General features: G+C 72.7%; 19 protein-coding genes. 10 read left to right on the plus strand and 9 right to left on the minus strand.

Features of this window, described 5'->3' with window-relative positions:
* Positions 1-53 precede the first annotated feature (53 nt).
* From OG737_RS28845 to OG737_RS28860, 4 genes are all read right to left on the minus strand, one after another.
* Complete coding sequence (locus OG737_RS28845; RefSeq protein WP_405677155.1) at positions 54-1,340, minus strand: ClC family H(+)/Cl(-) exchange transporter; 1,287 nt, start codon at positions 1,338-1,340, stop codon at positions 54-56.
* A gap of 200 nt (positions 1,341-1,540) precedes the next feature.
* A complete protein-coding gene (locus OG737_RS28850; RefSeq protein WP_405922155.1) occupies positions 1,541-5,509 on the minus strand; it encodes a CHAT domain-containing protein in 3,969 nt (1,322 codons plus the stop codon).
* A complete protein-coding gene (locus tag OG737_RS28855; RefSeq protein ID WP_405922156.1) occupies positions 5,506-6,579 on the minus strand; it encodes a hypothetical protein in 1,074 nt (357 codons plus the stop codon). The genes OG737_RS28850 and OG737_RS28855 overlap by 4 nt, the downstream gene beginning before the upstream one ends.
* Positions 6,576-7,397: a hypothetical protein gene (locus OG737_RS28860; protein ID WP_328929138.1), complete on the minus strand. Its 822-nt coding sequence runs from the start codon at positions 7,395-7,397 to the stop codon at positions 6,576-6,578. Before OG737_RS28860 ends, OG737_RS28855 begins: the two co-directional genes overlap by 4 nt.
* Positions 7,398-7,740: 343 nt before the next feature.
* On the opposite strand from OG737_RS28860, the gene OG737_RS28865 reads away from it, so the two are divergent.
* Positions 7,741-7,977, plus strand: a complete 237-nt coding sequence (locus OG737_RS28865; protein ID WP_328929139.1) for a chaplin — start codon at positions 7,741-7,743, stop codon at positions 7,975-7,977.
* A 100-nt stretch (positions 7,978-8,077) separates the two neighbouring features.
* Here OG737_RS28865 and OG737_RS28870 read toward each other — a convergent pair whose 3' ends face one another.
* Complete coding sequence (locus tag OG737_RS28870) at positions 8,078-8,584, minus strand: NlpC/P60 family protein (RefSeq protein ID WP_328930510.1); 507 nt, start codon at positions 8,582-8,584, stop codon at positions 8,078-8,080.
* 327 nt (positions 8,585-8,911) lie between these two features.
* On the opposite strand from OG737_RS28870, the gene OG737_RS28875 reads away from it, so the two are divergent.
* Complete coding sequence (locus OG737_RS28875) at positions 8,912-9,676, plus strand: alpha/beta hydrolase (protein WP_328929140.1); 765 nt, start codon at positions 8,912-8,914, stop codon at positions 9,674-9,676.
* Between the two features lie 110 nt (positions 9,677-9,786).
* Here OG737_RS28875 and lysA read toward each other — a convergent pair whose 3' ends face one another.
* Both lysA and OG737_RS28885 read right to left on the minus strand, forming a co-directional pair.
* Positions 9,787-11,121: a diaminopimelate decarboxylase gene (gene lysA / locus OG737_RS28880; RefSeq protein ID WP_328929141.1), complete on the minus strand. Its 1,335-nt coding sequence runs from the start codon at positions 11,119-11,121 to the stop codon at positions 9,787-9,789.
* Between the two features lie 12 nt (positions 11,122-11,133).
* The gene (locus OG737_RS28885; protein WP_405677146.1) at positions 11,134-11,541 is read right to left on the minus strand and encodes an SAV_915 family protein; all 408 of its coding nucleotides are present in this window, start codon (positions 11,539-11,541) and stop codon (positions 11,134-11,136) included.
* A gap of 389 nt (positions 11,542-11,930) precedes the next feature.
* Between OG737_RS28885 and OG737_RS28890 the strand changes: the two genes are divergently transcribed.
* The 3 genes from OG737_RS28890 to OG737_RS28900 are packed head-to-tail and all read left to right on the plus strand — an operon-like array spanning position 11,931 to position 15,818.
* Positions 11,931-12,701 carry an ABC transporter ATP-binding protein gene (locus OG737_RS28890; RefSeq protein ID WP_328929143.1) on the plus strand — a complete coding sequence of 257 codons (771 nt, stop codon included), beginning with the start codon at positions 11,931-11,933 and terminating at the stop codon, positions 12,699-12,701.
* Positions 12,702-12,726: 25 nt separating this feature from the next.
* A complete protein-coding gene (locus tag OG737_RS28895) occupies positions 12,727-13,722 on the plus strand; it encodes an ABC transporter substrate-binding protein (protein ID WP_405922157.1) in 996 nt (331 codons plus the stop codon).
* Positions 13,722-15,818, plus strand: a complete 2,097-nt coding sequence (locus OG737_RS28900; RefSeq protein ID WP_405922158.1) for an iron ABC transporter permease — start codon at positions 13,722-13,724, stop codon at positions 15,816-15,818. Before OG737_RS28895 ends, OG737_RS28900 begins: the two co-directional genes overlap by 1 nt.
* Here the strand turns inward: OG737_RS28900 and OG737_RS28905 are convergent.
* On the minus strand, positions 15,806-17,344 hold the full coding sequence (locus OG737_RS28905) for an MFS transporter (protein WP_405922159.1): 1,539 nt from the start codon (positions 17,342-17,344) through the stop codon (positions 15,806-15,808). The two genes, OG737_RS28900 and OG737_RS28905, sit on opposite strands and share 13 nt — an antisense overlap.
* Positions 17,345-17,541: 197 nt before the next feature.
* Between OG737_RS28905 and OG737_RS28910 the strand changes: the two genes are divergently transcribed.
* From OG737_RS28910 to OG737_RS28930, 5 genes are read left to right on the plus strand one after another with little or no spacing between them, the layout of a single operon-like run.
* Positions 17,542-19,353 (plus strand): IucA/IucC family protein, encoded by a 1,812-nt coding sequence (locus OG737_RS28910; protein ID WP_405922160.1) that lies wholly within the window; start codon positions 17,542-17,544, stop codon positions 19,351-19,353.
* 12 nt (positions 19,354-19,365) lie between these two features.
* Positions 19,366-20,919, plus strand: a complete 1,554-nt coding sequence (locus OG737_RS28915) for a pyridoxal phosphate-dependent decarboxylase family protein (RefSeq protein WP_405922161.1) — start codon at positions 19,366-19,368, stop codon at positions 20,917-20,919.
* Positions 20,916-22,733 (plus strand): IucA/IucC family protein, encoded by a 1,818-nt coding sequence (locus OG737_RS28920; RefSeq protein ID WP_405922162.1) that lies wholly within the window; start codon positions 20,916-20,918, stop codon positions 22,731-22,733. Before OG737_RS28915 ends, OG737_RS28920 begins: the two co-directional genes overlap by 4 nt.
* Entirely contained in the window at positions 22,730-23,344 is a 615-nt protein-coding gene (locus tag OG737_RS28925) for a GNAT family N-acetyltransferase (protein WP_328929150.1), read from the plus strand. Before OG737_RS28920 ends, OG737_RS28925 begins: the two co-directional genes overlap by 4 nt.
* Positions 23,341-24,681: a SidA/IucD/PvdA family monooxygenase gene (locus tag OG737_RS28930; RefSeq protein ID WP_328929151.1), complete on the plus strand. Its 1,341-nt coding sequence runs from the start codon at positions 23,341-23,343 to the stop codon at positions 24,679-24,681. The genes OG737_RS28925 and OG737_RS28930 overlap by 4 nt, the downstream gene beginning before the upstream one ends.
* A gap of 72 nt (positions 24,682-24,753) precedes the next feature.
* Here the strand turns inward: OG737_RS28930 and OG737_RS28935 are convergent, their stop codons facing one another.
* Positions 24,754-26,256: a M4 family metallopeptidase gene (locus tag OG737_RS28935; RefSeq protein ID WP_328930511.1), complete on the minus strand. Its 1,503-nt coding sequence runs from the start codon at positions 26,254-26,256 to the stop codon at positions 24,754-24,756.
* Positions 26,257-26,503 lie beyond the last annotated feature (247 nt).

Genomic DNA, 26,503 nt, shown 5'->3' on the forward strand with positions numbered 1-26,503 from the left:
CGTGGGCCGTGCCGGGTATGTCCGGGACCCCGGGACCCCGGGACCTCGGGGTCTCAGGATGACTTCGCCATGCGCAGGCGCAGGCTGTCGTAGACCGGCGGGCTCCCCATCCGGTCCGCGGTCAGCGTCGCGGCGAAGCAGGCGGCGAGCAGCGGCACGAGCAGCGAGGTGGTCCCCGTCATCTCGACGACGAGCGTGATGCCCGTGACGGGCGCGCGGACGACCGCGGCGAACAACGCGGCCATGCCGACGATCGCGAAGGGCACGGCGCCGGAGCCGTCGCCCGGCAGGAGGGGCAGCGCGAGGCCGTGCACGAGAGCCCCCCACAGGGCCCCCAGCGCCAGCAGGGGAGCGAACAGCCCGCCCGGGGTGCCGGCCGAGTAGCTGAGGGGGCCGGCCAGGAACCGCACCGCGAAATACCCCGCGAGTACGGAGCCCACGGGCATGTCGCCGCCCAGCAGGCGCCCGCTCAGCTCGTCCCCGCCGCCGGCCAGCAGCGGGTCGATGCCGAGCAGGAGGCCCACGACGGCCCCGATCAGAGCCGCCCGGGCCACCGGTCCGACCCGGGTGGCGCGATCGGCGAGGTCCAGGAACCCGACGATGAGCCGGCTGTAGGCCACACCCAGGACCGCGGTGGCCGCGCCGAACAGCAGGACGGCGGGCAGCAGCGCGAGCGGTGGGTCGGCCAAGGTGGCCGGGACCCGGAAGACGGGCCGGTCGCCCACGATGAGCTCGGAGCATCCGACGGCCGTGGCGGTCCCGATGAGCGTGAGGAGGACCACACGCGCCTCGACCGCCTTGGCCACTTCCTCACAGACGAACACCACCCCGCTGAGGGGCGCGGTGAAGGCCACCGCGAGGCCGGCGCCGGCGAGCGAGGTGTGCAGCACCGTGACGTCCCGCGGGCTCATCCTCGCGAGCCGCCCGGCCTCCGCCCCGATCGCCGCACCCATGTGCACCGTCGGGCCTTCCCGGCCGAGCACCAGGCCCGAGCCCATGGCGATCACGCCGCCCACGAACTTGGCCGGCAGGAGCCAGAGCAAGGGCCGTGGCTCCCGCTCGCCGCGCCACACGGCCTCGACGTCCTGGATGCCGCTGCCGGCGGCCAGCGGGACCCGCCGGGCCAGCGCGCACGCGACGGTGGCGCCCGCCGCCGTGGTGAGGACCGGAATCAGCCAGCCGGGCCCGGCGAGGCGCTCCGTGGCGCTCAGCAGTGAAACGTGCAGTTCCTGGACCCGTACGAGGCACCAGCGGAAGCTCGCGCCGACCAGCCCGACGAGGCAGCCCGCGACCGCCGCCACGAGGTAGGCGGCCGGCCCGCCACGGGGAGCACCGGGCATGCACAGACCTCCGCCGAGCCGTGGTTCGCGTCGATCAGAGCGTCACCCGCCGCCACCGGGCCTTTCCGGACGTCGGCGCAGCCGCGCCGAAACCGGCCCCGACTGGGCCAACGGCGACGGCGCGCGCCTCCCGGCGGTGTCCGTCGACGTCCCGCCGAGCGCCGGTCAGCTCCCGTTCGGCCTCCGAATGCCCTGACCGGTCATCTCGACTCCCCTTCCTGGGGCGGAGACAGGCCGGGGCCGAGCCAGACGTCCTCCACGGGGCGTCCGAGCAGGTACTCGGCGCCGTAGGGGTAGCGCTTGAAGGCCGCGGGCCGGTACATCGCGTGCTCGCCCTTCCGGGGCGGCGGCAGCGACGGGGCATCCCGCAGGGCCTCGAACTCCGGGCGTACGGAGTCGGGGAGCACCCCGCGGTCGAGGTGGTGCGCCGCCAGCCGACGGACCAGGTGCCGTGCCAGCTCCCCGCTGTCCGTGTCCCGTTCGAAGAGCAGGGTGAGCCGGTAGTAGGTGTCGTTCCCGTCCGGGCCGTCCTGCTGGATCTCCACCACCATTTCGCAGTCGTTGAGGAAACTCTGCTTGGGCCGGAAGCCGACCGAGTTGGCCCACGGATAGCGGATGTGGCCCGCGAGTCTGAGGCCTTCGGCATCCGGCTCGTCGGCGACCAGCACCAGCCGGGCGTCGGTCACGTACAGGCTCAGCCCGAAGATCCGCCACTCGGTCTCCGAAGCCGAGCGGAAGTTGGCGAAGTCGAGCGTCTCCTTCGTCCACCACGCCCCGCGGACCGGAACGGGACCGTGTACCTCACCGTCGAACGAGGTGAACCTGATCCGGCCGTCCGGATGGAACCGGGTGTGCCGCACATCCGCCAACTCCTGCTCGTCCGGGCCGTGCCGGGCCATCATCATGAACGGCTCGTGCACGACGCGGGAGGGCGGCCGGGGCGGGACGGCCGGACCGCCCGGAGCGGCGGCCCGCGCGCTCACCGCAGGCCGCTCCGGCTCCCAAGGCTTCTCGGACCGCCGGCGCCGCCGGGAATCCGGACGGGCCGGGGGAGCGGCGGCCGGTTTCCTGCCCGGTCCCTCGCCGAGTCCCACGTACGCGTAGGCGAGGAAGGCCAGCGGGAACGAGCCGCGGCCGTCGCGCCACCGCTGCAGCTCCGCGCGCTGCACGGCGCGCAGCGCCGCCGCGGGTTCGACATGGTGGCGCAGGGCCTCGACGAGGCCGAGGTCGATCCGCTGCGCGGTCGGGGAGTCCAGGAGTTTGAACAGGGTGCAGTACACGTGCTCGGCGCCGCCGTGGACGACCGCGGCGCCCAGCCCGAGCCACTCGGGTACGTCCAGCAGGGACGGGGCGTACCCGCTGTCCGGCTGCCCGTACACACCGAGGCTCGCGCAGGCGGCGAGCAGCACGCGGCGGGGCATCCGGTAGAGGGGCGCCCCCGCGTCATCGGTCTGGTACAGATCGTGCAGCCCCAGGGGGCCGTCGCAGAACTGGAAGCCGGAGCCGCCGGGATCGCTCCGGGTGGGGCCGGCCACGTGGCCCGCGAGGTAGAGGACGGCCTCGTCCGTGCCCTCCCGGGCGAGGAGCGAGGCGAATTCGGCCTTGCTCAGGGGGCCGACGACCACCTCGCTGTCCTCGGGGACGGTGGCCACGGCGCTGCGCAGCTTCTGGTCGGGATGGTGCGGGGGCAGGTCCGGCCCCAGGACGGCCAGGGCCGCGGGCGCCTCGCCGCCCCTCGGGGCCGCCGCATCGTCCCGTGCGGGGGACGCGAGCGCAGCGTCCCGCACGGTGATCCGCCGCCGCTGCGACAACAGGGCGATCGACGGCAGGTAGGACACCTGCGCCGCGTCCAGGACCAGTCGTTGCGGCGTGAGCGTGAGCGCACAGACCGGTACGAGGGCCAGCGCGCCCGTGGGCGCCAGCACCAGCGGCACCGGCGCCGGGGCCGTGCGCAGGGCTTCGCGCAGCACCTCGGGGAGCATCGCGGCGCCGAGCCCGTCGAAGATCCGCGACCACACCTGACCCGCGGTCAGGGATTCTCCCGCCACCGGGTCGTCGGCGCCCACGAGCATCAGGGCGCTGCCCCGCAGCCGCTTCGCCTGCGAGGGCGCCCCCGGCAGCCGGACGGGCAGGTGCCGGACCAGGTCCTCGTAGGGACCGGCGAACTCCGCGTGCACGGTGCGCTGGGCGTGCCAGTCGCCCGACGGGCTGCGGACCGCGTGATAGATCCACTCTCCGACCCGTGCGTAACTCCAGTACCACCCGCCCGGAAACATCGTCTCGATCTCGCCGTCGAGATCGACGGCCGCGGGCTCCTCACCGCCGACCCAGGAGGCGCGGCGCACCAGGATGGTCCGGTCGGTCAGCAGCGGGTCGGAGGACTGCGGATCCGGCGGCGCAGCCTTCCCGCCCGCGCCACCGGGGCCGGGGCCGAGCGCGGGCGGCAGGCCCGTGCTGGAGACCAGCGCGTCGAGCACCGCGCGCAGACGGCTGCCCCGTTCGTCCGACTCGACGGGCACGGACTGTGCGCGGATGATCTCCAGCAGCTCGCCGACCAGGGCCGGATCGGCCGCCGCGAGGTCCAGCGCGAGGGCGTAGGTGGAGGCGTGGGAGGCGACCCAGCGCGCCCGCCACTGGGTGGTGGGCAGCTGGTAGCGGACGCGCTGGACGGCGCCCAGGCTCTCCAGGGCGTTGCCCAGCGCTTCCTCGTGCATCCCGACGGCCCGCTGGATACGGGCGAGCGCGGCGTAGGCCTGGGACTCCAGCAGCGGCATCCGCGACCGGCTCAGGTGGCGCAGCACGTTGTCCATGAGCCCGGCGGCGTAGACGTAGCGCTCGTGCCGTCCGTCCTCGTCGACGCGGTCGGTCTCGGGATGGTCCTGCGGGTTCTCGATGATGTCCAGGTAGAGGGTGACCAGCAGCAGCACCTGCGCCGCGTGGTCCCCGACGGAGGCGCCCAGATCGGCCAGGCCGTCCTTCTGCTCGTACTGGCCCATCAGCTGTTCCACCACGCCGACCGTGTTGCCCGCGTCGTGCATCAGGCGCAGCACCAGCAGCTCCGTCCGGGCCAGCACGGCCAGGTTCCCGGCGCGCATCGCCGCGTGGCGGGTGCGGCACATGAGCCGGAGGCCTTCGACGCACCGGACGGAGTCCCGCGGGTCCGCGGTCAGGGCCTCGGTCATGCGCAGTTCGGCCTCGGCGGCCCAGTAACGGGCCCGGCGGCCCTGCCCCAGCAACTGGACGGCCTCCCGCCAGCGCGCTTCCGCGGCCGCGGGCTGACCCGCGGCCAGCAGGACGTCCCCGGCCTGCAGCGCGCACCAGCCGCGGATCCCGGGCGGCGCGGCCGCCGCGAGGGCGCGGGCTTCCTCCGACAGCACCATGGCCGACTGGAATTCGAGCCGGGCGACGGCGGCCAGGGCCCGGCACTGCACGAGGACCGGCCCGACCCGGTCCGGCAGCGGTTCGCCGCCGTCTCCGAGGAACCACTCGGTCCGGGCCCGGTCGTCATGGGTCGCCTTGTCCACGGCGAGGACCACACGGGCCGCCGTACTGTCCCACATGGCGCGCAGCAGGAAGAACCGGCCCAGGAACCGTACGGGGCTGTCGGCGGGTGCCTGGGACGTGATGCCGAGCCGCAGCATCGACAGCGACAGCCGCACGAGGGCGACGAGCGCGGCGGCGGGCAGGGCGGCGATCAGCAGGGCAGGGCCGGTCCAGGCGGCCCAGAGGAGGACGCCGGCGAGTGAAGCGCCGGCCAGGGGCCTGCGCCAGCCGGTCAGGGCCCACGCCGTCACCGGGAAACAGACCGCGGCCCAGCCGGGAGCGGACAGCAGCAGACACGCCGTCACCGTCAGCGCCACGACGGCCGAGCGGACCGCGAGGACCTTCCACCACAGGGTGCGTTCGAGAGCGGCGAACAGATCGCACTCGTACAGCCCGATGCGGGTCCTCCCCGACCGGCCGGCCCGGGCCAGCCACCAGGACACGGCGAAACGGGGGAGCAGCCCGAGCAGGGTCCATGGACGGAGCCCCTTCGAGAACAGCCCCGACAGGGGGATCGCGTCCTCGATGATCGCTTCGTCGTGGTCGAGCCGGTTGCGCTGCGCGAGCCAGTCGCGCAGCCCGTCCTCGGCGTCCGGGCCGAACGGATCGAAAACCGAGATGTTCACTCCGGCGCCAGCTTCCCCGTCAATTTCAGCGTCCGGTAGAAGGTGGCCGCCCGGCGGTCCTCCCGGCGGTCGGCCCTGATGTCCTTCTCGGTGAGAGCCGGATCGGCCATGTCGCTCTTGACCAGGAGCAGCAGGAGCCGGCCGTCGAGCAGGTCGAACACCCGGTTCGCCAGGGCGAGCAGGGCCAGCCACCAGGGGATGCCGAGAACCGCCGTCGCCACGAGGAGGGCGAGGTCGACGGCCAGCCGGGCCCCGGGCGAGAGGTACTGCCGCCGGGCCAGCTGGCTCGCGAGCCAGAGCGCGGACCAGGCAGTCACCGTGAGGGTGGCCCAGGCCGTGGCGGCCAGCGTGCACAGGATCACCAACTGGGCCCAGAGCCGCACCCGGACGTGCAGACGGATGAGATGGGCCTGCACCCGTGAGCTGATGTGTGCGACTCCGCTGTTCTCGGACCGCATGCCGATGCTCCGCGCCGTCCGCTTGCCCCGCCGCCGCTCCCGGGTCTCGAAGGAGTACGCCGCGGGGCGGTCCGGGCGGCCGGGCGAAAGGATCGGCCCCCGGTCGGACGGCTGCCGGTCCAGGGCGCAGACCCGGTGGCGTTCCGTCATGGCGCTGCGCAGCACGGCCCGTTCGGTCAGCCCCGTCCCGCGGAGGAACCGGCGTACGTCCTCGTCGTCCGCGCGGGCCTCCAGGCAGACGAGCAGGAGATGGGCGGTGTCGGCGGAGCCGTCCCCGGTCCGCCCCGTCCAGTACGCCAGCCTGCCGAGCGCGGCCGACGCGGCGGGGGAAAGGGGCACCACCCGGGTCCGGCCGTTCATGCCGGCCTCCGCGGCGGCGACCGCGTCGGTCGCCTCCTCGGTGAGGAAGTGGTGCGCGGCCAGGGACTTCATCACGAGCCGGGACCGCGAGGAGGGATCGCCCGAGCTCATCGACGCGTGCAGCAGGTGCATGAGTCCGACCGGTTCCCCCTCGCCGTCGGCCAGGGCCTGCGCGACCTCGACGCACCTGGTCAGAGCGGGAGTCCGGCGGGCGGAGGGTGATGCGCCACCCCGGGGCGGCTGCGCGGTCATGGGGCGGTTCGGTCTTCGAGCGGGCCGGACTGCGCGGGGACGCAGTCGGTCCAGCTGACGGGCGCGAGCTCCAGTTCCACGGGCTCGTCGGACCCTCCATGGAGGCCTGCCTCGTCCTCGTATTCCTCCTCGTCGTCGTCCTCGTCGGAACGGAAGACCAGTTCCGGCGGGCCCACCAGCCTCCTGCGCAGCTGTACGGCCTGGAACAGCGGGGTGGCGCCGTCCGGGGCGAGCACGCTGGCAGCGATCCCGGACTTGGCGGTGACCGAGTAGTTCCCGATGGCGCCGGCGACCGCCAGTGGTCCGCCCAGGCTGCCCGCGCGAACCCGGAGGTTCATCTGGGCGCCGTGCTGCTCGGAGACGAGGATGGCGGTGGGGCCGGTGCGCACGACCTCGGTCACGACGACGTACTCGGTGCGCCACGTCTTGTTCGCGTACCGCTCGCGAAGCGCCTCCTGGAGTGCGAGCAGGTTCCCGATGGTCTCCTGTACGCAGCCCGATGCCTGGAAGAGCGTGGCTCCGCCCCGGTCGAAGGTGATGGACAGGTTGGTCATGACATCGGCCGCGGGGTCGTCCACGCGGGTGCCGGCGGTCACCGCGACACAGTCGGCCGAGGAGTAGTCGAGATCGACGGTCTTGCTCTCGGCGCCCCTGGTGAACGGGATGCCCAGTTCGTCGAGCGTGGTGACCTTTCTGAACCTGTGCTGCGAGATGAGGCCGACATCGCCCAGCGCGAGGGGGGTGGAGGGGAGCCAGCAGGCGAGGTACTTGTACTTCTTGTGCAGCTCACGCGTGTACCGGTCGGGGATGGAACTCATGTCTGGCCTGGCCTCTCGCGCCGAATACTCCGTGAAACGAAGGGAGTTGGGACTCGGCCATCAGGCTAGGGGGAGTGGGGCGGCCTTGTCCTGCGATACGGGACGGGGGCGCTGCCCGAACGTGCGGGCGAACCCGGGCGGACAGCCGGGGCTGCCGTGCAGGGCCTGGGCCGTGGAGGGGTGCGGTACGGCCGATCAGAGGGGGGAAGGGCACTCCTTCGAGGGAACCGGGCGGCCGCAGCCAGTCGGTGGGGCACTCGGCTGCCGAAGAAACTGTGTCGGCCCCAGCCGGGGCCGTGCGGCACCGCGGTGCCGCTGGCAGTTGCGAGGAGATGTACACGTGATGCGTGTGTGGAAGAGCGCGGGCCTTGCCCTGGCGGTCGGTCTGGCGGTCCTCGGCGGTGCGTCCTCGGCCTCGGCGGACGCCGAGGCTCACGGGATCGCGGCGGGCTCGCCCGGTGTCCTGTCGGGCAACCTGATCCAGATCCCGATTCACATCCCGATCAACGTCTGCGGTAACAGCGTGAACGTGATCGGTGCGCTGAACCCGGCCGGTGGCAACGTCTGCGTCAACACCTGAGGTTCCTGATCCCCACTCGTCCCGTCCCGGCGCTCGCTGCCGGGGCGGGACGAGGTCGTATGCGGACGCGGCCCCGGCCGCGTCCGCATCCCTCACGAGGTCAAGAGGCCCGCCCGTACCGGACGTTCCCGCTCCAGATCCGTTCGAGCCGTACGCGGGTGCCCGGGCGGGGGGCGTGCCAGATCTTGTCGTCGCCGGCGTAAATGCCCACGTGTTCCATGGTCGAGCCTCTGGGGAAGAACACCAGATCGCCGGGCGTGCGGTTCCGCCGGGAAATGTGCGAGGTTTCCTCGTACTGCTGGTCCGCGGTGCGCGGAAGTTGTCTGCCCGCTTTCTTGAAGGAATAGAGCGTCAGGCCCGAACAGTCGAACCGTTTGGGTCCTGTGGCGCCGCGGGCATAAGGTGCGCCTTCCTTGGAAGCGGCCACGGCCAATGCCGTGACCCCGTACGGCGCGGCCGCGTCGGCGGGCGAGGCGGGGCCGGCCGAGGCGCCGACGGTCAGCAGGAAGAGGAGCAGAAAAGCCCGGGGTAGAGGGAATCTTGCGGCGCGGCGAACAGGGTGCTGAGCCTGTCGGGCCTTACGGGAGCCGGTCCTTGAGACGGACATCGAGTTACCTCCGCGTTCGGGTGTGGGGGACGGTCGGTCGAATACGTCGAAGTCCTGCTTTCGGTGACCTAGGTCCTGGCGGCGGCGGCCGACCAGTTTTCTCCGATGCCGCCCGCAATTCACTTTCGACATGGGTTGAGTTGTATCGGTTCTGCAACAAATCCGCGAATTTATGGCAAACATATCCGACTGGCGTGTCCGACGTGCAATTCAGGGCCGGGTAGTTCGCGTGGTGCGGTTGACCGGGCCCGGCGGACGTCGCCAGACTCGATTGCCCGTGACCTCCGGCATCCGGACCGGGCGACCACCTCACGAGCAGGGGACGTTGTGACTGGACAGGTAATTCCGCACGAGGTGCAGGGCAGCGGCTCCCGGCACGCGCTCGTGCTCCACAACTGGTTCGGCGACCGGTCGAGCTTCGACCCGATGCGCGAGTACCTGGACGGCGACGCGTTCGGCTACGCCTTCCTGGACTGCCGGGGATACGGGGAGGCCATCGACACCGAGGGAGCCTTCACCATGGAGGAGGTGGCCGCGGACGCCCTCGCCGTGGCCGACCACCTGGGCTGGGACACCTTCTCCGTCATCGGCCACTCCATGGGCGCCAAGGCGGCCCAACTGATGCTGCTGGACGCCCCGGCGCGCGTCCGCTCGATCGTCGCCGTCTCGCCCGTGCCCGCGTCCGGCTTCCCGCTCGAAGGGGAAGCGTGGGAGCTGTTCGCCGGTGCGGCGAAGAACCCCGGCAACCGCAGGGCGATCATCGACAACACCACCGGCGGAAAGCGCGACGACGCCTGGCTGGACGCCATGGTGAGCCGCTCGGTGGGGAACTCGTCGGCGACGGCCTTCCGCGCGTACCTGGACTCCTGGTCCCGTGACGACTTCCACGAGCACGTGAAGGACCACCCCGTCCCCGTCCTCCTCGTCGCCGGTGTGAACGACCCGGCGCTGGGACCCGAGGCCATGCGGGCCACCTGGCTGCGGTGGTACCCCAATGCCGAGCTCGAAGTGCTCCCGGACGCGGGCCACTACGCGCCTGAGGAGAGCCCCGAGGCCCTCGCCGCGCTCGTGGAGGGGTTCCTCGGCCGCTGAGGGCCGTGGGCGAGGGATCCGCGGGGCCGAGCGGGACCGCGTCCGGTGCGCGCACCTCCGTACGTCCGTGCGTCCGCGGCGGGATCACGGATCCCGCCGCGGACGCGGCCTCAGTCGCCGATGTCCCGACTGCGGAAGTCTTCCAGCGTCTCGCGCCGCACGAGGAGCCTGGCCGCGCCCTCGTGGACCGCGATGACCGCCGGGCGGCCCACGAGGTTGTAGCCGGATGCCATCGACAGCTGGTAGGCGCCCGCCACCGGGACGGCGAGCAGATCGCCGGGGCGGATGTCGTCCGGCAGTTCGACGTCGGCGGCGAGGATGTCGCCCGCCTCGCAGTGCCGGCCGACGACGGTGGCCGTGCACGGCGCGGCCGTGGAGCCGCGGCCGATCAGGCGGGGCGCGTAGCGCACCCCGTACAGCGCGGGCCGCGGGTTGTCGCTCATCCCGCCGTCGACGGCGACGAACACCCGCTCGCCGGTGTGCTTGACGGCGAGGACCCGGTACAGCGCGACCCCCGCCGGACCGGCCACGGCCCGCCCGGGCTCGATGACGAGCCGGGGAACGGTGAGTCCTGCGGCGGCGCAGCCCCGGGCGAGCTCGGTACGCAGCCTCCCGGCGAGCGCGGTGATGTCGAGGACGGGCTCGCCCGGCCGGTAGGCGATGCCGTGGCCGCCGCCCATGTCCAGCTCGGGCAGGCAGATCCCGTGCGTGTCGCGGATGCGCGCCATCAGCCCCACCATCCGCCGCAGGGCCACCAGGTAGGGCTTCACGTCGGTGATCTGCGAGCCGATGTGGCAGTGCAGGCCGGTCAGTTCGAGCCGCGGCTGGCCGAGGATCCGCTTGACGGCGTGCTGCGCGCCCCCGTCGGTGAGGGAGAGGCCGAACTTCTGGTCGTCCGTACCGGTGCGGATCTTGTCGTGGCCGCCGGCCGAGACCCCCGGTACGACCCGCACCATGACCTTCTGGCGCCCGTCGGGGCCGACGGCGGCCGCGATCCTGGCGATCTCGGACGGACTGTCGATGACGATCCGCCCCACGCCGAGGCGCAGCGCCGCCTCCAGGTCACGGGGCGATTTGGCGTTGCCGTGCAGCACGATGCGATCGGGCGGGAAGCCGGCGGTGACGGCGAGCTCCAGCTCCCCGGCCGAGCACACGTCCAGGCCCAGCCCTTCCTCCTGGACCCAGCGGACCATGGCGCGGGACAGGAACGCCTTGGCGGCGTACAGCACGTCGGCGTCGGGGAATGCGTCCCGATAGGTCCGGCAGCGCCCGCGTACCTCGCCTTCGTCCAGTACGTAGGCCGGTGTGTCGAACCGGTCGGCGATCTCGGTGAGGGGGACTCCGCCGACGGCCAGGCCGCCGTGCGGGAGCGGGGTCGTGGACGCGGGCCAGATGGACAGTTCGCCGGCACCGGCCGGCATCTCGGAGAGGACGGCGATGGTCATGTGCGATCCCCTTCAGGCCGTCCTGGCCGTGGTCTCGGGTGCCGAAGGGACCGGCGGGACCGGTGGGACCGGTGGGACCGGCGGGAGCTGGGGGACCGGTACGCCGACCGGGACGGTGGCCGCCGCCGCGGCGACCGGGGGAGCGGTGAGGGCCGGGTCGACGGTCAGCAGGTGCACTCCGAGCGGTTCGGCCATCGCCCGGAGCGCGGCTTCCGAGAGCCGTATCCAGGGCTGCTCCGTGCCGAGCGCGGCGGCGAGCCGGTCCGGGCTCGTGAAGCCGACGGCGGTACGCGTTCCCAGCGGGGTGCGGAACAGCCGCACCACCAGGTGCGCTCCTACGGGCCGGGCGGGCACGTACAGCGGCCCGGCCGGGGTCCGTTCTTCAGGCTCGGGGTCGTCGTCGTACAGGAACAAACACATGGGGCCCTCCCTGAGGAACCACGAATGGCGACTGGTGCCCCGGGCGCGGGGAGGCGGTCCGGGACGCACCTCGAAGGTATCCCCGTATCCGCGCGCCGACGGCCACCCCGTAACGCGACCCATACGCCGACTGGCCGAGTCCTGACGCATCGTTGATGCCCGCGCAAGGGGGCGTGAGAGCGACGAGGGGGCGCGTGGTGGTGCGTGAGATCTCGACCTGATCACAAGGCGTCCGAGCCCGGACCATTCCTTTTAGGTGTGCCTTACCTAAGTTGTATGGTGACGCGGTCGGATCGGCGATCGGGAGGCAAGTGGTGTCCTTAGGTGACGTCCGTCTGGTGGCGGACGATCTGGACGTCGGGCACGCGGGTCGCCCTGTCCTGAAACAGGTGAGCCTGACGCTGCGGGCCGGCGCGATCACCGTACTGGTAGGCCCCAACGGCTGCGGCAAGTCGACCCTTTTGCGCACGGTGGCCGGTCTCCTGCCGCCGATCGGCGGCGAAGTGCGCATCGACGGCGAACCCCTTCGCCGGCTCGCCCGGCGCACGCTGTCCCAGCGCCTGGCGTTCCTCCCGCAGACCTCGCACGCTCCGGCCGGGGTGACGGTACGTGAGCTCGTACGCCACGGCCGGTACGCCCATCGCGGCGCGCTCGCCCGGCACACCGGCGAGGACACCGAATCCATCGAGTGGGCGCTCGACGTCACCGACGCGGCCCCGCTGATGGACCGCCGACTCGACGAACTGTCGGGCGGTGAGCGCCAACGGGCCTGGCTGGCCATGGTGCTGGCGCAGCGCGCGGGGGTCCTGCTGCTGGACGAGCCCACCACCTACCTCGACATGCGCCACCAGTTCGAAGTGCTGGACGTGGTGCGGCGACTGGCCCGGGAACACGGCATCGCCTGCGGGGTGGTGCTGCACGACCTGATGCAGGCGGCGGCTTACGCGGACGAGGTGGTCGTCGTCGCGGACGGCGCGATCGCCGCGTCCGGGGCACCGCAGGACGTGCTGACCCCGGACGTCATCCACCAGGCCTTCGGCCTGCGGGTCGCCGTCGTCCGCGATCCGCGGACCGGATACCTCGCCTGCTTCCCGCAGCGCTCCGACGCAGATGCCGAAGCCGGCGCCGATTCCGGCGCCGAGCCCGCCGCCACGTCCTGAACCCGCACACAAGGAGAGTCCCACCATGCAGAGGATCCTGCGCGCCCTCGCGACGAGCGGTACGGCCGCGGCGCTCATGCTGTCGGCCGCCGGCTGCGGTTCCGGTACGGCCGGTGACGCGGCGGGCGGCAAGCCCGCCGCGGACAAGCAGGCGATCGGCAAGATCACCGTCGACACGGCGCAGGGCCAGGTTGCCCTGGACAAGCCCGCGACGAAGGTGGTGACGCTGGAGTGGACGTACACCGAGGAACTCGTCGCCCTCGGCGTCACCCCGGTGGGCAACGCCGACAACAAGGGCTACGGCACCTGGATCACCGCGAAGGGCGCCGGCCTCGCGGAATCCGTGACCGACGTCGGCAGCCGCAACGAGCCCAGCCTGGAGAAGATCAGGGCGCTCCAGCCCGATCTCATCGTGATCGACGACGACCGGTCGAAGGCGAACCTCAAGGCCCTCCAGGGCATCGCCCCGGTCGTGTCGTTCAAGTACACGACCAAGCCCCAGCTCGACACGATGAAGAAGAACTTCACCGAACTGGCCAAGGCGTTGGGCAGGGAGGACAAGGCGGCCGAGGTCACCCGGCAGATCGACACCAAGGCCGCCGACCTCAAGGGGCGGCTGGACAAGGCGGGCAAGGGCGGCCTCAAGTACGCCGCCGCGCAGGGCTTCACGGCCAACGGCACCGCCTCGATCCGGATGCTCACCGACGACGCCATCGCGCCCCAGGTGCTCAACCTCGCGGGGCTGAAGAACGGCTGGAAGGGCGAGCCCGACGCGTGGGGCATGACCACCGTCGGCGTCGAGGGCCTGACCAAGGTCGAGCAGGGCGCGACCTTCCTGTACGTCGCCAGCCAGAAGGACAACCCGTTCACCGGCGACCTCGCGGGCAACGCGGTCTGGAAGGGGCTGGAGTTCGTGAAGAACGACAAGGTCCTGCCGCTCGACCCCGGGACCTGGCTGTTCGGCGGCCCGCTGTCGGCGCTGCACATCCTCGACGAGACCGGCAAGGCTCTGAAGGTCTGATGACTTCCCCCGCCCGTCCGCTGCGCCCTGCCCGTCCGCTCGCCCCCGCAACCGCGCTCGGCCGCAGCCCGCGTGCCGTGCTCGTGGGTTGCGCGCTGGCGCTCGTCCTGTGCCTGGTCACCGTCGTCCACCTCGGTCTGGGGGCCTCCGGGGTGGGCATCGGCGACATCGTGGACCTGCTCGCGGGCCACGGCGAGCCCCACACCCGCGACGTCCTGGTCGGCAGCCGCCTGCCGCGCACGCTGACCGGCCTGGTCGTCGGCGTCGCGCTCGGTGTCTCCGGGGTCCTCGTCCAGGGCGCGACCCGCAATCCGCTGGCCGCTCCCGACACCCTGGGCGTCAACGCCGGCGCCTACTTCGCCGTCGTGCTGGTGGCGTTCACCGGGGTGAGCCTGGGCCCGCTGCCCGCCGGAGGCGCCGCCTTCCTCGGCGGCCTCCTCGCGATCGCCCTCGTCTACCTGCTCAGCAGCAGGGGCGTGCTCACGCCGGGACGGGTCCTGCTCGCCGGGGCGACCGTCGCACTCGCCGGCACGGCGGCCGCCGAGTTCCTGCAGATGCTCGACCTCCAGGCGACCCGGGGACTGTTCTTCTGGGGCAACGGCACCCTGATGCAGTCCGGGCTCGCGCGGCCGCTGACGCTCGGCGCGGTCGTCGCCCTGGGCGCGTCGGCGGCGCCGCTGCTGGCGCGCCCGCTGGACCTGCTGGCGCTGGGCGACGAGACGGCCGAGGCGATGGGTGTACGCGTGGAGCGCATCCGTCCCGCCGCCTTCCTCATCGCGGTACTGCTGTCCGCCTCCGCGGTGTCGCTGGCCGGACCGATCGGCTTCGTCGGACTCATCGCGCCCGTCATGGTGCGGCAGTTGGGCATCCGGAGGCACGCCCTGCTCATCCCGATGGCGGCGGTGCTGGCCGCCACGGTGCTCCTCGCGGCGGACGCCGCGGCGCAACTGGCCGTGCCGCCGTCCGCCGTCTACACCTCGGAGATCCCGGTCGGCGTGGTGACCGCGCTGATCGGAGGCCCGGTCTTCATGCTGCTCGCGCGCCGGGTGAGCACCGGCGACGCCGACACCGGTGCCGCGGTCACGGTCTCGGGCGGCCGCCGGACCCCCGCCTACACCGTGGCGATCGGGAGCGGGATCCTCGCGCTGGGAGTCGCGATGGCGCTGTCCCTGCGGGTCGGCGACGTCGAGATCGGCTGGAGCGAGCTCGGCTCGGCGCTGGCCGGGTCCGCCGGGCAGGTCACCGAGGCCGTGGTCTCGTACCGGCTGCCGCGCATCCTGGTGGCCGCCCTGGCCGGCGCCTGCCTGGCCGTGGCGGGCGCGGCCGTGCAGGCGGTCGTACGCAACCCGCTCGCGGAGCCCGGGCTCGTCGGCGTGACCGGCGGGGCCTCCCTCGGCGCCGTCCTGGTCATCCTCGTCGTGCCCTCGGCGCCGGCGGCCGCCCTGCCCGCCGCCGCGGGAATCGGCGGTGTGCTGATGCTCGCCCTCGTGCTCCTCGCGGCCCGGGGGAGCAGGGAGGGAGGACGCGCCGGTCTGGACCCGACCCGGGTGGTCCTGGTCGGGCTCGGCGCCGCCGCCACCTCGATGGCCCTGGTCAACATCATGGTCGTCGGCGCGCAGATGAACATCTCGGCCGCGCTCGGCTGGCTCGCCGGCAGTACGTACGCCCGTGACTTCACCGCCCTCGGCTGGCTCGCCCTGCCGGCGCTGGCCGCGATGCTGCTGGTGATCGCCGCGAGGCCGGTGAACCTGCTCGCCCTCGGCGACGAACTGCCGCGCGCGCTGGGCCTGGACCTGGGACGGGCCCGGCTGCTCGTGCTGGGCGCGGGCGCCGTACTGGCCTCCGGTACGGCCGCGGCGGTGGGCGCGGTGGGTTTCGTCGGGCTGGTCGCCCCGCACCTGGCCCGGCGCATCGTCGGCAACAGCACGGCGCGGATGGTGCCGATGGCGGCGGTCCTGGGAGCCGTCCTGGTCGTCTCCTCGGACGCGCTCGGCCGCTGGCTGCTCGCGCCGACCGAGATTCCCGTGGGCATCGTCACCGCGCTGGTGGGTGCCCCGTACCTGGTGTGGCTGCTGCGCCGGAGTCAGGAGGTCTGAGTCACCGAGGACGAGCGGCGCCCGGGGGAGCCGAGACCGCACGCCTCGGTCCTGAGCGTGCGCGCCGCGAGCACGCCGAGCACGCAGACGAGGGCGGAGGCCAGGCAGACGGCGGTGAAGGCGCCGGAGAAGGCCGACCGGGCGATCGGCCGGAGGGCGGGTTCGAGCAGTTCGAACCGCCCGGTCTCCACGGCCGCCCGTGCCGGTACGAGGCCGTCGGCACCGGCCGTCGGCCCGGACCCGTGGCCGGTCCCCAGCCCGGACTCCAAGCGGGCCGAGAACAGCGCCCCGAAGACGGCGACACCGGCCGCGGTGCCGAGCGGGTAGCAGGCGTTCGTCAGCCCGGAGGCCATCCCGGCCCGATCGGCGGGCACCGCGCCGACGGCCACCCCCATCAGCGGCGGGAAGATGACCGCCCCGCCGGCGCCGAGCAGCACCAGTCCCCAGGCCGTGGCGGCCGGCCCGGCGTCCGCCCCCGCGGCGGCGGCGAGTGCGAGCAGGCCCAGCGCCTGGAGGGCGAAGCCGGCGGCGACGAGCTGTCCGGGAGCGAAGGCCGTCTGCAGCCGTGCGACGAACAGGCCCGCCACCAGCAGACTGCCCGTCAGCGGCAGCAGGTACAGGCCGACTTCGAACGCGGACAGGGCATGGGCGCTCCGCAGCCAGAGCGTGGTGAAGGCGAGTACGCCCAGACTCGACATCCGGGCGAGGAATCCCAGTACGGCCGCCCCGGAGAAGGCGCGGATCCGCAGCAGTGCCATGTCGATCAGCCCGTCGCCACCGCGCTGGCTGGCGACCAGGGCCCCGGCGAGCACGATTCCGGCCGCGGCGGAGCCGAGTACCTGCGGCGCCGTCCAGCCCGCCTGCGGGCCGGTGACCAGCGGATAGTGCAGCGCCAGGAGCGCGGCCACACCGAGGGCCGCGCCCACCGGATCCAGGCGTCGGCGCGTCTGGTGCGGTGCGGCGGACTCCGGCATACGGGCCAGCGCGCCCGCCACGACCAGGACCCCGATCGGGACGTTGACGAGGAAGATCCACCGCCACCCGAGCGTCTGCACGAACAGACCGCCGACCACCGGCCCCAGCGCCCCCGCGGCGGAGGCGACGGCCGCGAACGCGGCGATCGCGCGCTGGCGGCGGACGCCTTCGTACGCCGCCGCCAGCAGGGCGAGCGTGGGCGCGAACACCAGGGCGCCGCCCAGGCCTTGGGCCGCCCGGGCGGCGATGAGCGTGCCGGTGCCGGGCGCCAGTCCGCATCCGGCCGAGGCGAGGGTGAACAGAGCCATCCCGGCGGCGAACACGGTCCGTCGCCCCACGCGGTCGGAGAGCGCCCCCGCGGTGAGCAGCAGGGCTCCGAAGGCCAGCGAGTACGCCGACACCGTCCACTGCACCCGGCCGAGCCCGGCATCCAGGTCCCGGGCGATGTCCGAGAGGGCGACGTTCACGACGGTCACGTCCAGGGTCATGACCACGCCACCGGCGCTGACCAGGGCGAATGTCCATCGGGGAGTGCGACGGCAGGAAGGCACCGCTGATCACCTCGAAGAAGGATCCTGAAGAAGAGGATGGTTTGGTTAGCCTAACCTAATCAATTCGCTGACGGTACGTCATGCGCGCTGGATGGCCGGAAGTTGGGCTTGTTGGTTAGGTGAGGCTTACCTAATCTAGCCCCTGTCTGGGTCTCCCTCACCCGGGCGAGCCGATTCAGCGACCACGGAGCCCTTTGATGCCCATCCCCCCCGACCATCCCGTACCCGCCCTCGCCGAAGTGGCCCCCGAGGCCTGGCGGGAGGCCAACCGCCGGCTCCTCGCCAAGGCGCTGGGCGAGTGGTGTTTCGAGGACATGCTCAAGGCCCAGGAGACCGGAGACGGCGGCTACCGCGTCGATCTCGACAGCGGTACGACCTACGCTTTCAGCGCCGCGCCCGGTGCGTTCGGGTGGCTGCGGGTCGACGCGGGCTCCATCACCCGCACCGCCACCAGCATGCTCGGCAACGCGGTGGCCGAACCGGCCTGGGACGCCCTGCAGTTCCTTCTCGAAGCGGCATCGACCCTCGGCAGCGACGCCTCGACGATCGCCACCTACTTCACCGAGCTGTCCGCCACGCTCGCGGTCGACGCCGCGCGCATCACGCACGGCGGCGAGACCGTGGCCGAGCTGCGCGCCCTCGGCCACACCGAGCTGGAGTGCCGGATGACGGGGCACAACCTCCTCGTCGCGAACAAGGGCCGCATCGGCTTCTCGGCCACCGACGTACGGGAATACGCCCCCGAGTCGGCCCGCCCGCTCAGGCTCCGCTGGCTGGCCGTACACCGCGGTCTCGCCGAGTTCCGCGGCACCTCGGAGCTGTCCGAGCAGGAGATCCTGGCCCGTGAGCTGGACGAGGAGACCCGGACCCGCTTCACCGCGGTCCTGGAGGCGGCGGGAGTCGACCCGCAGGGCTACGTGTGGATGCCCGTGCACCCCTGGCAGTGGGATCACGCCGTCCAGATCCTGCACGCGGCCGACGTGGCGCAGCGCCGCGTCATACCGCTGGGCGACACCACGGACGCGTACCTGCCGGGCCAGTCCATCCGCACCATGGCCAACGCCACCAGCCCCGACCGGTACGACGTCAAACTTCCGCTGAAGATCCTCAACACCCTCGTCTGGCGCGGCATCCCGCCGCACTGCACCATGGGCGCCCCCGTCGTCACCCAGTGGCTGCGCGGACTCGTGGAGCGCGACGCGTTCCTCAGCCGTGAGTGCCGGACCGTCTTCCTCGGCGAGGTCGCCTCCGTCACCGTCCGCCACCCCTACCTGTCCACGCTCCAGGACGCGCCCTACCAGCACCTGGAGACCCTGGGCTGCATCTGGCGGGACTCGGTCACCGCCCGCAAGGACCCGGACGAGAAGGTCCGCACCTTCTCCTCGCTGCTCCACGTCGACCACACCGGCGACGCGTTCGTGGCCGAACTCGTCCGCGCCTCCGGCCTCGAACCGCAGGAATGGCTGCGCCGGCTCTTCGACACGCTGCTCGTCCCGATCCTGCACGTGCTCTACCGGTACGGAGTCACCTTCAACCCGCACGGCCAGAACACGCTCATCGGCTACGACGCGAACGACGTCCCGGCCCGCCTCTACCTGAAGGACTTCGTCGACGACGTGTGCGTGTCCTTCACCGACGTGCCCGAGCGCGGACCGGAGCCGGACGGCCACGACCACGTCCTGCCCCGCAAGCACCCCTCCGTCATCAAGCAGCACGTCATGGACCAGGTCTTCGTCGGCCACTTCCGCTACCTCGCCCCGCTCTGCGCCGAACAGCTCGGCGTACCGGAGAAGGCGTTCTGGCGCATGGTCCGCCGGACGATCCTCGACTTCCAGCGCCGCTTCCCCGAACTGGCCGACAGGTTCGCCGAGTACGACCTGCTCACCCCGCAGATCCCCCGGTACGGGCTCAACCGCGACCGGATCGTGGTCACCCGGTACGGCGACCGCGCCCTGCGCCACGCGCTGTACCCGAACGGCACGCACCCCAACCCGCTGGCAGAAGCCTGAGGAGGCCAGGGCGTGATACCGCTCACCGAGGCACCACCCGCGACGTTCGCCCTCCCGCCCTCCTACCCGCGCTCCCTGCTCGCCGGGTCCCGTGAGGGTCTGGCCGGGGTCTCCGCCGCGCTGGCAGACGCGGTCGGCACCGTGCGCGAAGCCCGCCGTCCCACGGGACCGGTACCGGCCGGCAGGCCCCGCGACGTCCTCGCGGCGGCGGCCGGGACACTGGGACCGGCCCGGCTCCCCGCCGAGGGGCTCGGCGCCGAAGCCGCGCTCAGGCTGCTGGCCACCGTGCTGGTCGAGCACGGCATCGATCTGGCCCACCCCCGCGCCGCGGCCCACCTGCAGCCGCCCCCGCTGGCGGTCGCCGTCGCCGCGGACACCCTGGCGAGCGCGGCCAACGCCTCCCTGGACACGTACGATTCCGGCCCGTCGGCCCTCGCCGTCGAGCGCTGGCTCATCGGCGTACTGACCGGCCTCGCCGGACTGGGGGAGCGGGCCGACGGCGTCCTCACCCCGGGCGGCTCGCTGTCCAACCTGCTGGGCCTGCTGCTGGCCAGGGACGCCGCCGCCCTCCGGCTCGGTGTCGACGTCCGGGAGGACGGGGTGGCCGCCCTCCCCGGACCGGTCGTGTTCTGCTCGGAACTCGCCCACTTCTCGGTTCAACGGGCCTGCGCCGTCCTCGGGCTGGGCGAGCGGGCCGTGCACCTCGTACCCACCGACGAGCGCCGGCGGATGCGGCCGGCGGCGCTGGCCGCCGCCCTGGACGGACTCGGCCCCGGCCGGACGCCGCTCGCCGTCGTCGCGACCGCCGGCACCACGGACTTCGGCTCCGTGGACCCGCTCCCGGAGCTCGCCGAGATCGCCGCGGGACACGGCACATGGATGCACGTGGACGCCGCGTACGGATTCGGCGCCCTGTTCTCCGAGCGGCTGGCCGGCCGCCTGGCCGGACTGGAACTGGCCGACTCCATCACCCTCGACCTGCACAAGACCGGCTGGCAGCCCGCCGCCACCAGCGCTCTGCTCGTGTCCGAAACGACCGCCTTCACCGCCCTCGACCGGGAGGTCGCCTACCTCAACCCGGCCGACGACTCCGACGCAGGTTACGACGGCCTGCTCGGCCGCAGCCTGCAGACCACCCGGCGGGCCGACGCCGTGAAGGCCGCCGCCACCCTGCTGGCGTACGGCCGCACCGGAATGGGCCGGATGGTCGACGTCTGCCACGGCCTCGCCCGGCACGCCGAGCGCCGCATCATCGCCGAACCGGAACTCGAACTGGTCTCGCCCGCCGAACTGACCACCGTGGTCTTCCGCTACCGGGGCGCCGGCAGCCCCGGCGCCGCCGACCGCCTCAACGGCGACCTGCGCAGACGGCTCCTGGAAACGGGCAGCGCCCTGATCGGGCGCACCGAGGTCCGCGCCGCCGGACCGGGCTCCCCGGCGCGGGTGTGCCTGAAGTTCACCCTGCTCAACCCCACGGCCACCGTGGACGACATCGACGGCCTCGTGGACATCGTCCTCGACGCCGGCCGCACCTGTGAACGACTCGTAGAGGAGAGCGCCGCATGAGCACCACCGCCGCGGCTTCCACCCCTGTCCCCGCTCCCGTTGCCCCCGCACCGGTCGCACCTGCCGATCCGTTGCACGGCCCCGACGCCCGTGGCGCGGCCGAACACGCCCACATCGAGGCCCTGTTGCGCTGCTGGCTGCTGGAGACCGGAACACCGGTCACCGCCGGCCCGCTGCGGATCGAGCTCCCCGCCTCCGGACTGGCACTCGTCACCGAGGTGACCCACCGCTCGCCGACCGGCTGGCACCGCTTCGCCCCCGTCCGTCTGGAGGGACCCGGCGGCCCGCTCGGCGCGAGCGCCGATCCCGTCACCGCCGTCGCACTGCTCTCCACCGAGGCGGCCGTACGCGGCGCGGCCCGCCCCGGCGGCGTCCCGGCCGGCGAGGTCGCCGACCTGGTGGAACGCACCGCCGAGTCCGTACGCCGCGTCGCGTCCTTCCTCTCCGACCGGCGTGCGCACCCGCAGCCGCCCGCCGGGACCGACGGCTTCCTCGACTCCGAACAAGCCCTGTTGCTGGGCCACTTGAACCACCCCGCGCCGAAGAGCCGCGACGGCATCTCGGACAACGACGCGGCCGCCTTCTCGCCCGAGCTGCGCGGCTCCTTCCGGCTCCACTGGTTCGCCGCCGACGAGTCGGTGGTCTCGCACGACGCGGTGGACAAGGCCCCCTCCCTGGGCGGACAGGACACCGTCGCCCTCCTCGCCGACCTCGCCGGCCGCCGCCTGGACGACGGCCGTGTCCTGGTTCCCGCACACCCGTGGCAGGCCCGCGACCTGCTGCACCGCCCGCGCACCGCCGCCCTGATCGCCTCCGGCGCACTCGAACCGCTCGGCGAACTGGGCCCCGAGTGGTGGCCGACCTCCAGCGTGCGCACCGTGTACCGGCCGGACACCGACGTGATGCTCAAGCTCTCGCTCGGCCTGCGCCTGACCAATTCCCGCCGCGAGTCCACCCGTACGGAGCTGCGCCGCGGCCTGGAGATCAACCGGCTCCTCGACGCCGGGTACGCGGACGGCACCTTCCACGCCCACCCCGGCTTCGCCATCACACGGGACCCCGCCTGGCTCGCGGTGGACGAGCCGGGGCGCCCGGACGGGCCCGAGGTGACCGGCCTCGACGTCGCCGTACGCGAAGTGCCCCGCGCCGTCGCCGACCTGCGCTGCCTCGTGGGCCTGGTCGCACCCCGGCCGGGTCTGGGCCGCAGCAGGCTGGGGGAGCTGGTGTCCGGCCTCGGCCCCGGCGCCGCCGAGCAGTGGACCGCCGACTACACCGACCAGGTGCTGGTCCCCATGCTGCACCTGTACGCCGCCACCGGGATCGGCCTGGAGGCCCATCAGCAGAACACCCTCGTCCGGCTGGACGGCCGGGGCCGGGTGACCGGCGGCACGTTCCGCGACAACCAGGGCTACTACCTGGCCGCCTCGTACCTGCCCGGTCTGCTCGGGCGGCTCGGCGCGGCCTCCTCCACCCTGGCCGTGGTCGACGACGCCCTCGTCGACGACCGGCTGTCGTACTACCTGCTGCGCAACCAGGCCCTGTCGGTCATCGGCTGCCTCGCCGTCGACGGCCTCGGCGACGAGCGCGAGCTGCTCGCCGTACTCGCCGGCCGGCTGCGCGCCGCACTGCCCGCCCTGGTTGCGGCCGGACCCGACGGCGACCGCCTCGCCCGCCGCTGGCTGGAGGCCGACACCCTGCCCTGCAAGGGCAACCTGCTCACCCGGCTGCACGGAATCGACGAGGTCCTCGCCCCCCTCGACGCCCAGTCGGTGTACCTCGACGCCCCCAACCCCCTCCAGGAGGCCACGGCATGACCTCGGCGCAGCCGTTACACCAGGACGAGGACCAGCCCGGCGCCGTCGGATCCGCCGTCCCCGGCCCGCCGCTCCCGCGCCTGGACGGCCCCTGGTCGGCACGGGTCGCGCAGGCCCGGGGAGCCGATGCGGACCTCGTGCACGGCTGGATGCGGTCACCGCACATCGACGCCTTCTGGCACCAGGCATGGCCCCGCGAGCGCTGGGTGCGCGAGCTTGCGGGGCACCTCGCCGGCGACGCCGTTCTCCCCGTCCTGATCGGCCGGGACGGCCGGCCGTTCGCGTACATCGAGATCTACCGGGTGGCGCGGGACCGCCTCGCCGGCCACTACCCGCACCTGCCCCACGACCTGGGCCTGCACATCGCCATCGGCGAGGCGAGCCGCACCGGCCAGGGCCTCGGCCGGGCCCTGCTGCGCGCGCTCGCCGAGGGCCTGCTCACCGCCGACCCCGCGTGCACGCGGGTGGTCGCCGAGCCGGACGTGACCAACGCCCCCTCGCTGAAGGCGTTCGCCGCCGCCGGTTTCCGCCACGCCGGGGAGGTCACTTTCCCTGACAAGACCGCCGCGCTGCTCGTGCACCCGCGCCGGGAGGAGGACATGCCCCGATGAGCGAACCCACCAGCGAGCACGACGTGGTGGCCGTCGGCTGCGGCCCCTTCAACCTGGGGCTCGCCGCTCTCGCCTCGACGGTGGACGGCCTGGACCTGGTCGTACTGGAGGAGCAGCCCGAGCTCACCTGGCACCGGGGGATGATGTTCGCCGACGCCTCGATGCAGGTGAACTTCCTGGCCGACCTCGTCACCCTCGTCGCACCCGGCCATCCCCTGTCGTTCCTCACCTACCTCCACGACATGGACCGGCTCTACACCTTCACGGTGCGCGAGAACTTCTTCCCCTCCCGTCGTGAGTACGAGGACTACCTGCGCTGGGCGGCGGCGAAACTCTCCTCGGTGCGCTTCTCGCACCGCGCCGTGGAGGTCCACTGGGACGCCGCCGCCGAAACCTTCACCGTGCACGCCGTGCGCGGCGACGGCACACGCCTGCGGATGCTCGCCCGCAACCTTGTCCTGGGCATCGGCACGGCCCCGTACGTGCCGGACGCCCTCGCCGGCCTGCCGCCCTCACGACTGCTGCACACCGCCGACTACCTGTACCGGGCGTCCGACGTGGACGGTGCCGCGAAGGTCACGGTGATCGGCTCGGGCCAGTCGGGGGCCGAGGTCACGGCCGCCCTGCTGGGGCGCAACCTCGCGGGCGGACCGGCGGTGAGCTGGCTGACGCGCACCTCCTCGTTCGCCCCGCTGGACTACACCAAGATGGTCCTGGAGATGACCACCCCCGCGTACATGGAGTACTTCCACTCTTTGCCCGAGGAGGTACGGGACCGGCTGACCCGGGAGCAATGGCAGTTCTACAAGGGGATCTCCACCGACACCCTGGAGGAGATCCACGAACTGCTCTACCGCCGCCAGCTGGAGCACGGACTGGCCGAGGCGGAGCTGCGCTTCGGCATCACGGTGGAGTCGGCGGCCACGGATCCGGCGGGGCGGGCGGTGCTGACCTGCCGGCACCGCGACACGGGCCTGCTCTTCGAGCACACCACCGACCTCGTGGTGGCCGCCACCGGCTACCGGGGCCGCCCGCCCGCGTTCCTGAAACCGGTCGAGGACCTGTTGCTACGGGACGGACGCGGGCGCCACCGGGTACGCCTGGACCATTCCGTCGAGCTGGCGGAAGGGGTGACCGGCCGCGTCTTCGTGGCGAACGCCGAGACCCACAGCCACGGTGTCTCCTCGCCCAATCTGGACATCGGCGCGGTGCGCAACGCCACGATCCTGAACGCGGTCACGGGCCGGGAGGTCTACCGGCTGCCGAAGCGGAGCGCGTTCACGACGTTCGAGGCCCCGCGACGGACGCTCCGGGCAGGGCCGGACGCGGTGCGCTGAACGCGCCCGGAGCGGGTGCGGCCACCGCCCCGGACGTCGACGTGACGTCCGGGGCGGTGGCCGAGGTGTGCGCTACTTGACGTTGACGGCCTTCCAGGCGGCCGCCACCTGCTGGTACTCGGCGCCGGTCGAGCCGTACAGGTCGGCCGTCGCCTGCAGGGTCGCGGTCCGCGCCCCCGCGTAGTCGGTGGTGGACGTCATGTAGGTCGAGAGCGCCTTGTACCAGATCTTGTAGGCCTTGGTCCGGCCGATGCCGGTGACCGTCGAGCCGTCGTACGTGGGCGAGTCGTAGGAGACGCCGTTGATCGTCTTCGCGCCGCTGCCCTCGGACAGCAGGTAGAAGAAGTGGTTCGCGACGCCCGAGGAGTTGTGCACGTCGAGCCGGCCCACGGACTTGGACCAGTAGTCGGCCGAGGCGCCGTCCTTGCTGGGCTTGTCCATGTAACGCAGCGGGCTGCCGTTGCCGCGGATGTCGATCTTCTCGCCGATGAGGTAGTCGCCGACGTCGCTGGAGTTGTTGGCGAAGAACTCCACCGAGGTGCCGAAGATGTCGCTGGTGGCCTCGTTGAGACCGCCCGACTCGCGGCTGTAGTTCAGCTTCGCGGTGGAGGCGGTCAGGCCGTGGCTCATCTCGTGGCCCGCGACGTCCAGGGAGGTGAGCGGCTTCTGGTTGGCGGCGCCGTCGCCGTAGGTCATGCAGAAGCAGCTGTCGTCCCAGAAGGCGTTGACGTAGGCGTTGCCGTAGTGGACGCGGGAGTAGGCGGCCTTGCCGTCGCCGGCGATGCCGTTGCGGCCGAACTCGGACTTGTAGAAGTCCCAGGTCACGGCAGCGCCGTAATGGGCGTCGACCGCGGCGGTCTGACGGTTCGACACCAGCCCGTCGCCCCACTTGTCGTCGGCGTCGGTGAAGAGGCTTCCGGTGCCGCTGGTGCCGCCGTTCAGGTCGTAGGTCTTGTGGCCGCCGCGGCCGCCGTCGGTCAGGTCGTAGGCCGACCCGTTCGGCGTGGAGCCGACCGTGACGCTGCCGGAGTACTGGCTCGTGCCGGTGCCGGTGTCGATGGCCTCGTACGAGTACAGCTCGGCGCCGGTGGCGGCGTCCGTGATCACGTGGCGCTCGCTGGGCGTGCCGTCGGGCTGGGTGCCCGTGACGACGGCCTCGTAGGCGAAGACCGGCTTGCCGCTCGCGGCCCAGACGACCTGACGGGCGCCGGCGGGCGCGGCCTTCAGGGAGGTGCGGGCGGCGGCCGGGGCTATTCGGGCCTCGATGCCCTTGGTGGTCTTGCGGCTGCCGTCCTTCTTCTGGTGGACCACCAGATCGCCGCCGAGGACCGGCAGTCCGGTGTAGGTGCGCTCGTAGCGCGTGTGCACCGTACCGTCGGCGTCCTTGATCACATCACGGGCCACGAGGCCCTCGTCGTCGGCCAGGCCGATGGCCCGCGCGGTGTCGGCCGCCGTGCTCTGGGCCGCGGTGATCGCCTGGGCGCGTGCGCCGGAGGTCAGGGCGAGCGAGGTCGCTCCCGCCTCGCGCTCGGCCGACGCGTTGGCCGAGCCGCTCTGGACGGAGATCGCGACCATGGCCGCCGAGGCGACGACGGCGGCGGCGCGCAGCGCTCGGGTGCGGCTGCGGGAGGTGCGGGATGAGGACGTGGGGGTCACTCGTACTCCTTCAAATGCCGTGGGGGGCTAGGCGGTTGAGATTGCCAGGAAGGAGCGTGTAGATGACAGGTATGCAGCAAGGATTTGACCATTTGTTGTCCGAAGACAGGTGATCGATGTTCGCTCAGCGACCGAAAATGGCACATTCCGTTTCCCCGGACGCGGT

It is taken from the genome of Streptomyces sp. NBC_00122 (assembly GCF_045160845.1).
Classification (GTDB): Bacteria; Actinomycetota; Actinomycetes; order Streptomycetales; family Streptomycetaceae; genus Streptomyces.